This window comes from candidate division Zixibacteria bacterium HGW-Zixibacteria-1 (assembly GCA_002838945.1).
GTDB lineage: Bacteria > Zixibacteria > MSB-5A5 > GN15 > PGXB01 > PGXB01.
This window is the reverse complement of sequence record PGXB01000031.1, coordinates 1-11,614: the sequence shown is the minus strand read 5'-3', so window position 1 is coordinate 11,614 and position 11,614 is coordinate 1. Positions and strand designations below refer to the sequence as shown.

The following is an 11,614-nucleotide window of genomic DNA, read 5'->3' as shown; positions in this document are numbered from 1 at the left end:
TTGTAAAAAATTCGGAGGATTGCATATCCATACCGACAACAAAGAAAGCAAGTCTATCCTGTGGCTTATTATCGCCGCGGGAGCCGTCGCCCGAATTATTACGGCGTTGATTTCCGACAATATTAATCATCCCGACGAAATCTTCCAGGTGCTCGAGCAGGCACACCGTGTTGTCTTCGGCTATGGTATTATCCCCTGGGAATACCGCCTCGCCGCCCGCTCCTGGCTTGTCCCCGGTATTATGACCATTTTTCTTTATCCCTTCAAAATCCTGGGTCTCGATAATCCTGCCATCTATATTCCCGGCATTAAAATTATCATGTCCCTGATTTCCCTCTCGGTAATACTCTCCGCTTATTATATCGGGAAAAAACTTGCCTCTCACCGCGCCGGACTTTGGGCCGCCTTTTTCTGCGCCGTCTGGTACGAAGTAATTTATTTTTCCATCAGGCCGCTGAGCGAAGTCTGGGCGGCGACTTTCTTCATGGCCGCCATTGCTCTTTCGTTGAATGCGGCTTCCCGCCGTGTCCTGATCATGGCCGGTTTTCTGGCCGCCGTGCGTCTCAATTACATCCCCGCCGCAGCCGCCTTGATCGTTATGATTTCGATCAAAATGGATCCGGCGGGCAGAAAAAACTATCTGGCCGGTGTCGCGGCCGGCATAATTTTCGTCGGACTCTTCGAAACCATTACCCTGGGCGCGCCGTTTATCTCTTACATAAATTTTTACCACTATGATAAGTCATTCTTCATGACCGGTTCGGTCGGCTCGGCTTTCAGCATCGAATATTTTATGTATCTGGCCTATGCTTCGCTTTTTCTGTACTGGCTGATTATTGCCGGAGGATTTGCCACATGGAAAGAGAACCGCTTATTGATGGTCATCGTTGTGGTACTGCTGATTTCGCATATTCTTATCCCGGCCAAAGAACATCAGATCGACTACCGCCACATTTATGTCATAATCCCCGTTTTGATGGTCGTCGCAGGTGTGATCACCGATAAAATCATCACAGGATTAAAATATTTCCGCCCGCTTTATGCTCTGTTTGCAATTTCGTTCCTGGCACTGTCGTCCGCCGGTTCCATGGCCGCCCTGCCGTTTCAGAACAAAATCTACCATGACAAAACATTCGCGGTGTATGACCAGAATATCTTTCAAAAGAACGGGCGGCTCCGGGCATATCTTTACTTGCACGATATGGGCAATGTCCACAGCGTATATGATAACGCCGGCGAATGGTTTTACGGCGGGGGGTATTATTACCTGCACCGGAATGTGCCGTTGTATTTGAAAAATACACCGCCGCCGACCCCCAAATATGTCAGCCACATGCTCTCGCGAAACAAGCTGGTCATTTCAAGCGGCATCAGGCTTTATAAATCATTCGGCGATTTCCACCTGCATATCCGAACCGATACGAATTATATATATCCGATTGATTCCGGCTACAATTATTACATTCCGCAACCGGGAATCGATGACACCCTCGATTCGGAACTGGAAATCAAATAGATGATGATGATAAGATACTGACAGTGAAAATTCGGTAAATTATTATACAAGGACTTGTAAAAAACAGGGAATTTGCGTAAATTTAAGTAATTACACCTCACCGGGCACCCTTTTATACCATGCCACAGGGAGTTTTATTATGATATCAATGAAATCGATCTTTGCACTCTTATTTTTATTGTTTGCCAATTCAATCTGCCTGGCTTTTTATACCGGCGAAGATGCCTCCTCGACATCTTATCAGCCGAACAGCCTCATTGTCAAGTTCAAAGACAGCCGCGTTCCGCGGATAAATCCCGGAAAACAGGGGACGGCCGCCGTCGGTTTGAAATCAGCCCAGGCCCTGAATGCACAATATAACGTCACCGGGATATCGCCGCTCGTGGGAAAAAGCTCAGCCGCGGCTTCAACTCAAAAATTCGGCTCGGTTTATCTTTTGACTGTCGCCGATGGCGCCGATATTACAGGGCTGCGAGATGCCTATGCCCGGCTTCCCGAAGTCGAGTATGCCGAGATCAACCAGATCGTTGAGTTCCATGAGCAGCCCAATGATTCATTGTATCAATTTCAGTGGAGCCTGAATAACACCGGCCAACCGCATTACCATGTCGTTAGAAATTACGGCAGTTACAATGATGAATTGGTGCTCATAAATGGCGTGCCCGATGCCGATATCGACGCCGGAGAAGTTTTCGACAATCCTCCGGACAGAACCGTCACGGTTGTGGTCGCCATTATCGATACCGGCGTTGATATGGTTCACCACGATTTGATCGATCATATCTGGATCAACCCGGGAGAAATTCCCGACAATGGGTTTGATGATGACCACAATGGCTATATTGATGATGTCAACGGCTGGGATTTTGCCGCCTCGATGGATCCTCTCGATCCCGGCGATAATGACCCTACCGACAATTTCGGCCACGGTACTCACTGCTCCGGTATTATTGCAGGGGTTGCCAACAATATTATCGGCATGGCCGGTGTCGCCGAAGACTGCCGGATAATGGGCCTGAAATTCGATCCGCTTCCCCTTGTCTCGAGAATCGCCGCCGCCATCATTTACGCCGCCGATAACGGCGCCGAGGTAATCAACATGAGTTTCGGCTTCAATTACAGAAGCGATTTGATAGAGGATGCCATCGAATATGCCCGCGACAAGGGTGTCATCATGTGCGCGTCGTCCGGTAATGAAGGCACTTACAGCCTGGTTTACCCGGCCGGCTATGCCGCCACCATCACTGTCGGGGCTTCCAACGATTCCGATCAGGTTGCCACTTTCTCGACCTACGGTAGCCATCTCGACCTGGTCGCTCCGGGGCTGTCTATTTTGTCGCTCCGGGCCGGAAAGACCGACATGTACGCCACCGGCTACCCGTATGAACCCAAGGTGCATATTGTTGATTCCCTGTACTATATGGCAAGCGGGACCAGTATGTCCTGCCCTCATGTTGTCGGTACCGCCGCTGTTTTACGGGCGGTATCGCCCGGCATTACCGCCGACCGGGTTAAACAGATATTGCAGCAGACGGCCGATGATATCGTCGATCCGTACGGTGTCGGCTGGAACCTTCCCGGTTTCGACCAGTACAGCGGCTACGGGCGCTTAAACCTATACCATGCCATGCAGGCGCTTCCCAAAATCAGGGCGAAAATCAGTTCCCCACGCTACAATGAAATCGTGTCGGGCAATGTGGAAATTCGCGGTATTGCCGACGGCGCCGACTTCACCGGATACACCCTCGAGATCGGGTCGGGCGACAATCCCGACACCTGGACCGAAATATACAGCGCGACCGATTCGGTCACCGATGGAACGCTGGTCTTCCTGAATACCATCGGCCTGAGCGGCCGCCAGACTCTTCGCCTTACTGTCGGCGGTGAGAATATTTCATACGTTTCATTTTTTGTCGCCAATGACACGCAGGCGATGCTTACTTCGCCGACCGACGGCCAGACCGTCGCCAATTTTGTCGCGATCAAAGGCAGTGCCGCCGCACCCGCTTTCAGTCATGCCGTTCTGGAGTATAAACCGGATACTTCGGCGAACGCCTGGACCCTGATCGACACCTTTACCGTGCCGGTCTTTGATGATGTCCTCGGCGGCTGGTTCCTTGAAAGCGTCCCCACGGGAAATTATGATCTCAGGCTGTCGGTGTACTCTTACGGCATCCTGCTGGTCGCCGACACCGTTTCAGTCATGGTGCAGTCGATCTTCGAAACCGACCGGGCCTGGAAAGCCGACCTCGTGGCTTATCCGACGATCGTTCCCACCTATTGCGATTTCGATAACGACGGCGCCAACGAAATCCTGACCGGTACTTCCTCCGAAATCATGGTTTTCAATCTTGATGGTACCCTCAAAACCGAAGGGATGCCCGATTTCCCGCGGAATAATTACATGATACCGATCGCCATCGGTAATCTTGATGATGACGGTGTCGATGATATTGTCGCGGTCGGCTATGATCCGCCCAAGGTGTACTGCTATCGCTCCACCGAGGGAAACACCGAAAATTATCTCGGCATCTTTCCGCCGGTCGGCAATTTTTACCGCACCGAACATGAATTTCCCAAAGTGATGCTTAAGGACATCGATAACGACGGCCGCGATGAAATTCATGTTTTTGTCTATAATGGTTATCTTTCGGAGACGTTTCTCTTCGAGTCAAATGGAGATTTTATCAGAAAATTCGATTATTTCTCCGAATCACTGCCTCTCGATCTCGACGGCGACAGGACAGATGAGTTTTATGCCGCCAGCCGCTCGTTTGGCATGATCTGGCAGATAGACTATGCCACCGGCACGGTAACCGACAGCCTGCTGATAGAGATGAACGGAAGCAGTTTCAATTGCGCCGGGATGTCGGGTTACGATATCGATAATGACGATCAATATGAACTTATCGTATATGGTTATTATCAGGACTTTGGCTACTGGATTTATGCATTCGACGGCGGTTTGAATTTGATCGACGGCTGGCCGCATAATATGGGTGTCGATGCTTACGAGGTTCCGACCGATCCCATCTTTGCTGATATCGACGACGATTCGGAACCGGAGTACATGACGACCTTCTTCGACATAAGCAACAGTTATATCCTCGTCTGGAATCTGGATGGTTCCTCGTATCTGTCGTCGAGCCCGAACGGCTCCTTCGTCTCGACACCGGAACCAAGCGTCCTTAATATGCTTCTTCTGGCCGATATGAACGGCGACGGCAGTCCCGATATAGTCGCCTGTGCCAATAATGACCTTTTCAACACTTATGAGCCGCAGCGAATATATGCCTGGGACAATCAGGGCCGGCAGTTGGATGGTTTCCCGCTTATTATATCGATCGGAACCTTCACCAGCGACCGCTTCACGCCCGCAACCGGAGATATCGATGGCGACGGCAATGTCGATTTGACTATCGCCACGCCGGACAGTGTCCAGATATTCGTCAACTTTCCCGGCGCCACTTATGATGTCTGCAGCAATCCGGTCCCCTTCTGGAGATACAACCGCAAAATGAACAACTGTGCGCCGCTCCCATCAGACTGCAATTCCACCGACGTGACCGACAATGAGAATCAATTGCTTCCCGAATCTTTCAGCCTCCTCCAGAATTATCCCAATCCGTTCAATCCGTCCACCACTATTGAATATTCACTGCCGCACAGAACCCATGTTGTTATTTCTGTCTATAATCTTCTGGGGCAAAACATTAAGACATTGATTGACGAAACCATGCCGGCCGGTAAATATTCGGTCATTTGGGACGGGCGCGACCGGGCCGGCCGACAGGCGGCCTCAGGCATCTATTTCTATCGCATTAAAGCGGGCGAATTTGATCAATCCAGAAAAATGCTCTTGCTCAAATAAGCAATATCCCGGCGGGTCGGAATCATTAAAATTCCGGCCCTCTGATTTCAATCGAAATATCGATATTTCCCGCCAGAAAATCCGGCCTTGACAGCAGGAATGGATTGAATATATTAAGTTAGTTGGCCGGTTAGACGAATGCATCTCTGCTGTTTGCTATTACATCTGGTCTTCCTGCTGATACAGAGACTCTTTTCTTTACTTCGACCATTAGTTTTTGAAAAATAAATATACAAGATAGCTCTCAAACCACCTCAAGTAAGGAGAGACAAAATGGGCGGGAGAAACCACTTGTCAAGGCGAATTCCCCATGTCGCCGCTATCACCGCAATTGCCCTGCTGTTTCTGGTACTCAATACCGTCTTTTCCGCGGTCGGAGAGAATGGCAAGGAATCATCGGCTGAACCGATCTGGATTTTTGATTCCGATCTTGATGTCAGGCTTGTCGCCACGGCCGATCTTAACGGCGATGGAACCGCCGACGTGATCGCTGCCGAATATAATAATACTTACTACGGCAATATTTCCTATGTCCATGCCGTTGACGGCAAAACCGGCATTGAAATATGGAATTATCCGGTCGATGACGGCATTCGCTCCATGACCATCGGCGATCTGACCAATGACGGCGTCATGGATGTCATTGCGGGCGCCTCTTATGACGGCGCCAACACACCCGACGGGAGGGTTCATGCCATTAACGGTCTGGATGGCTCGCGCTTATGGGTATTTTATAACGGCACCACCAATAATGCCATTACTACCGGTCATTTCGATGGTGACGAATTCCTTGATGTCGCGGTCGGCTGTTTTGATGACCATATCTATGCCATCAGCGGGCGCAACGGGGCGCAGATCTGGGCAAGGAATATCGGCAGCCTCTGGATCAATGCGGTCGCCGCGGGCGATGTCGACAACGACGGCATCGATGATATCGCCTTTGCGCATGAATATCTGGCCGGATTCGATAACTATATCGGAGTGCTGGACGGCAATGACGGCTCCGATATCTGGGCCCTAACCGTGCCATACCTCGGTATGGATGTCATTATGGATGATATCGACAACGACGGTACTCTCGAGGCCGTTTTCGGTGTCATTTATTCCGATGATCACGGTGAGATTTTTGTCCGGACCGCCCTTGACGGTACCGTCGAATGGACCTTCAATCTGGGGAGTGTCAACCATTCCAACGGCGAAATCATTATCCGATCCTTTAATCTGGATGAAGACAGCGATCTTGATCTGATTGTCGGTACCTATCTGGGGGATCACCGCATTTATGCCTTCGACGGTGAATCCGACGCCACCATGTGGATTTCCGATCCGCTTGACGGCAACGTCAAGGACATTTCATTCGGTGACGTTACCGGGGAAAAAGACATCGATGTGGTCGCGGCAACCTCAGACCGGGTCGAAGTCGTCGACGGCACCAATGGAGCCAAATTATGGTATTATGCCGTCAATGGCAATATGAGCGGGGTCAGCTGCGCCGATTTCGATGAAGATGAAATAATGGATGTTGCCGCCGGCGGCGGCGCCGACCATGTCGGAACCGATCCCGGAAAAACCGTCTGGGCCCTGCGCACGGTGCAATCACCTCTTCTGTGGGAATATGCTTTCGGAGAATACGGCAACGGCATCGCCGTGGCTGACCTGAACGGCGATGGGTTTGACGATCCGGTCGCGGTCTGCTCAGTCGATGATCAGGCCATCGCCGTCAATGGATTGACCGGTCTGGAACTATGGCGATGGACCGGCACCCAGAATCTTTATTCGGTGACAACCGGCGATTATGACCATGATGGTACTGCCGATGCCGCGGTCGGCGGTTATGATGAGACAGTAACTGCAATTTACGGCAAAACCGGTACGGCTATGTGGCAGTTCACCACGCCCACCGCGCAAATTTACCGCAAGTGTCTGGCCTCGGCCGACTTGAACGGCGACGGGGCGGATGAGGTCATTGCCGGCAGTGACGACGCACGAGTCTATGCCATCCAGACCGATACCAAAAGTGAGTTCTGGTCGGTGGGTGTCGGCGCCGCTGTCAATGACATCGAGCTGGGCCAGGCCAATACCGGCCCATTGGATGTTTATGTCGCCGTTGGTGGCGGAACCTACGGCAAGAAAGTCGTCTGTATCGATGGTTCCAACGGCGCTATTTTATGGGAAGCTCCTTGCCCCGATGCCGTCGAACATATCGCCGTCGGCGATGTCAATGATGACGGCGTTCCTGATGTTGCTGCCGCGATCACGCCATATTCCAAGCAGGTCGTCATGATCGACGGCGCCACCCAGACAACGATCTGGGCCCAGCCGGTTGATATCGCCTCGAACGTTCAGAGCATTGACTGCGGCGATCTCGATGGAGACAAAAATCCCGATGTGGTCGTTCCCGGCGGTTCCACCGACCGCAAGGTTCACGCCTTGAGCGCGGTGGACGGCCATGAACTATGGAGTTTCGAAACGGGCGGCGAGGTGAATTGTGTGATGGTGTATGATGTCGATCTCGACGAACAGAATGATGTTATTGCCGGCTCCGATGATCAAAATATATATGTTCTCAATGGCCTCACCGGCGCCTTAATGTGGAGCTACAGTTGTGCGGATGATGTCATGGATATCGATGTGGGCGACATCAGCGGCGATGGTCTGCCCAATATGACCTGCGTCACCTTTGGATCCAGCGGCGTTATATATGCCTTTAAATCTCTGGCGACCGCTCCGACATTCTTATGCGGCGATGCCAACGGCAGCGATGATATCAACATTCTTGATATCACCTTTCTCATCAATTACATCTATCGTGTAGGCGCCGCCCCCTGATCCGCTGGAATCAGCCGACGCCGACGGCTCCGGTGCCATCAACCTGCTCGACATAACCTACCTGATCAACTACATCTACAAAGGGGGGCCGGAACCGATCTGCTGACCTGTTTTCGATAAGAAATCAAAAGGACAGCCTCATGGCTGTCCTTTTTTATGGCCTGAGATTTACGCAAGAATTGGCTTCAAGACCATCCGAATTCGTGAATATCTACGAAGCCGGCTGATCCATCATCTTGCGAGATTTAATAACCCAATGAAATAGAATACCTTAAGAGCACCGTTCGGAGCCCGATGGAGTCTGGCACGGGATTTGATACTTAAATGGCAAACAACCGGAAGTCCGTTATTATTACGGATTTGCAGGAATAATCCTGCGACCGCGCAAGGCAATAGGTAGAACGTTTTCAATTCCAATTACCCGCCGAAACGTTCTATCAGGCGAAGGGAGCTCTGATGGGAAGAGTAGCGATAACGCTTCTGTGTTTTATGGCGATGTGTCTGCTGTTTCCGGCTATTAGCGCCATGGAAGACATCCATGACAATACCGGGACCCCGCAAGTGGATGACTCTTTGTCCGACCAGCCCGATGTTGCCAAAATTACAGAGGAATCCGAGATCCGCGGCCTGTGTCCCTCGATTCTCGAAATGCCGCTGATGCTTGGGAAACCTGCCCCCTGCATGGCTACATACCCGCTGTTTTGATTTATAAATAAAAATTGGCAGTATTAGAGAAATCGACCGCTACTTTATCAGAACCATTTTTTTGGTTTCTGAAAAATCTCCGGCAATAAACCGATAAAAATAAATCCCCGAGGCTGTTTCACTGCCGCTGTTGTCGTATCCGTCCCAGCGGAGCACATGCGCCCCGGCATGCTGCGAATCAAAATGCCATTCCTGCACCGCCTGCCCGAGAATATTATAAATCACGATCGATACCGCCGAGTGCCGCGGAAGAACATATTCGATACTGGTTGACTGATTGAACGGATTCGGATAGTTCTGGGCCAGTTCATAACCCGAAGGCAGAAGATTCGGATCATTTTCGAATATCGGTGTCGCCGTACCGTCCAGCTTGATCACGTAAACGTCCGAGCCGCCGGTTGAATAGGAGTAGCTTTCGCCGACCAAAATATAGTCGGTCGCCGCCTCCTGGAAAATCATCCGCCCGTAATCGGTTTTGCTTCCTCCATAGGTACGGGTATATATGGCAGCACCGAGAGGGTTTGCCTTTATCAAATAGATGTCGCCTTTTCCGGCGCCGTATGAGTCGGTCGTCCCGGTCAGCATGATGGTTCCATCCATGGCCAGGCAGATCGAATAGACACGATCATCCATCGCCCCGCCGTATGTCTTCTCCCATGCCACATTGCCGTCGGCATCTATTTTGACCAGGTAAGCATCCGTATAGCCGGCACCGAACGATGCAGTACCGCCGGCCAGCAAAAAGCCGCCGTCACCGGTCAGTTCCACCGTGTAGCCGTTGTCCGCTTTGGCGCCGCCATATGTTTTCGCCCAGAGCGAATCACCATCGGCATCGACCCGAACCACATAAACCGAGCTGTACCCCTCGCCGAATGAACCGGTGGAGCCGATCGCAATAAACCCGCCGTCGAGGGTTTCGCGGACGGCGTTGCCCGACTCGCCTCCGGCACCGCCGTAGGCGCGCGTCCAGAGCGTGTCGCCCAGCGAATCGGTTCTTATTAAATATATGTCGGAATAGCCGTGGCCGTACGAATCGGTCGTGCCGCAGATGATAAAACCATCGTCAGAAGTGCGCCTCACCGAGCGGGCCTGGTCACTTAATATCCCTCCAAAGGACTTCGACCATACAGCATTGCCCGAGGCATCGGTGCGAATAAGATACATGTCACGATCGCCGCTTCCGAACGACCGCGTGGAACCGGCCAGGATAAAGCCGCCGTCGGCCATGTGATCGATACTGTACCCCTGATCCGATTCGACGCCGCCGTACGTTTTCGACCAAAGCACGTTGCCGGCATTGCCGAGCTTTACCAGATAGACATCATATTGACCCGCGCCGAAGGAGTAAGTGCTTCCGAGAACGGCATAGCCGTTATCGGAAGTCGGCACGCCTTCGAAACTGCCGTCATTATATATGCCGCCGTAATTGGCCGCCCAGACATAATCCTGCGCTTGTACATGAGTTGATATCGCGCCGATAAGCATCGCGGCGAGTAAGATCGCTGAGAATCGATTTCGGATCATTCTTTGACCCATGGTAAATTCCTATTTTATCTCGCAACTGTTTAATTATTGAACAGCCGCTGTCGGTTGGTGTATCGGAACATCCCCACACTACTTTAGCATCCTTCCAAAAATATTTTTCCGAATCTTTCTTTAAGTGCCCTTCTATCAGTAAAATACCGACGCCCGGCGGACCGAGTGAGCGGAAGCAATGCCGGAGAATGGCGAGGGCAGGCTGACATATCTTATAATCGTTTGTCTTGCATGCAGATACTATTCTGCCATATGGGGCGTTTCCAATACCGCTTTATTTTTGGACCGGTTATGCCACTTCCATCCACCCCATAACTTGTTGAGAAATAGCATCTTACAATAACCGCAACACCCCGGCATCATGATTGCAATCTTAAAGCGCAGAAGATTTTGAAAAAGGGAGATTTTGGAATGAAAACGACCAAATTTATTCTGATTCTTGTGACTTTGGCGCTTCTCACCGGAACGACAGTTTCGCTGCATGCCCAGGAAAGCGCCACTATTCATGCCACAGCCACCGTCATTGCGGGTATTGTCATTACCGGAGAACATGACCTTATGTTCGGAACCGTTTTACCGGGGATCGACAAAACCGTCGATAAAGGCGATGTCGGCTTTGCCGGCGAATGGCACATCAACGGCGACAACGGCGCCGAGATTACCCTTGATTTCACCCTCCCCGATTCCCTGATGCATCAGGATTCGGTTGCTTATATGCGCGTCGATTTCAATAACACCGATGCTTCTTATGATGACGGCACCGGCGGCGGACAAACCGTCCCGGTGGCGGCCATCAATCCCAACGGCCCGGAGACGCTCGTTCTCGGGCCGGCCGGCCAGATGGATGTCTGGATTGGCGGCATGGTCAGGCCGGGGCTGACACAGACCGGCGGGAATTACTCGTCTGAAGTAATTCTGACCGTCGCCTACACCGGCAATTAGATAATTCTATCGCGCAGTTGCCTCTCCTCAAGGCCGGGAGCCCTCCTCACGGGGCTCCCGGTGTTTTTGTTTGCACTTTCTGTAATAATGTGGTGTCCTGATAAGATTTTATTTGGGTAGGTCGAAATTGAGGTTCCCCCGATTTAGTGGACAGTTATATAAGCATATTCATTTTCTTTTTCAAAGTCAACTGGACTGACGTAACCAAGGGTAGA

Annotated in this window: 6 protein-coding genes; 5 read left to right on the top strand and 1 reads right to left on the bottom strand. The window is 51.4% G+C overall.

The window, feature by feature from the left end; all coding sequences use genetic code 11:
- The first annotated feature begins 19 nt into the window (after positions 1 to 19).
- From CVT49_11465 to CVT49_11450, 4 genes are all read left to right on the top strand, one after another.
- Entirely contained in the window at positions 20 to 1,516 is a 1,497-nt protein-coding gene (locus tag CVT49_11465) for a hypothetical protein (protein PKK82804.1), read from the top strand.
- Positions 1,517 to 1,655: 139 nt separating this feature from the next.
- Complete coding sequence (locus tag CVT49_11460) at positions 1,656 to 5,387, top strand: hypothetical protein (protein ID PKK82803.1); 3,732 nt, start codon at positions 1,656 to 1,658, stop codon at positions 5,385 to 5,387.
- Positions 5,388 to 5,660: 273 nt separating this feature from the next.
- Positions 5,661 to 8,216 carry a hypothetical protein gene (locus CVT49_11455; GenBank protein PKK82802.1) on the top strand — a complete coding sequence of 852 codons (2,556 nt, stop codon included), beginning with the start codon at positions 5,661 to 5,663 and terminating at the stop codon, positions 8,214 to 8,216.
- A gap of 456 nt (positions 8,217 to 8,672) precedes the next feature.
- Positions 8,673 to 8,921 (top strand): hypothetical protein, encoded by a 249-nt coding sequence (locus tag CVT49_11450; protein ID PKK82801.1) that lies wholly within the window; start codon positions 8,673 to 8,675, stop codon positions 8,919 to 8,921.
- Positions 8,922 to 8,960: 39 nt separating this feature from the next.
- Here the strand turns inward: CVT49_11450 and CVT49_11445 are convergent, their stop codons facing one another.
- Positions 8,961 to 10,457: a hypothetical protein gene (locus CVT49_11445; GenBank protein PKK82800.1), complete on the bottom strand. Its 1,497-nt coding sequence runs from the start codon at positions 10,455 to 10,457 to the stop codon at positions 8,961 to 8,963.
- Between the two features lie 390 nt (positions 10,458 to 10,847).
- Between CVT49_11445 and CVT49_11440 the strand changes: the two genes are divergently transcribed.
- The gene (locus CVT49_11440; GenBank protein PKK82799.1) at positions 10,848 to 11,399 is read left to right on the top strand and encodes a hypothetical protein; all 552 of its coding nucleotides are present in this window, start codon (positions 10,848 to 10,850) and stop codon (positions 11,397 to 11,399) included.
- The last annotated feature ends 215 nt before the right edge of the window (positions 11,400 to 11,614 follow it).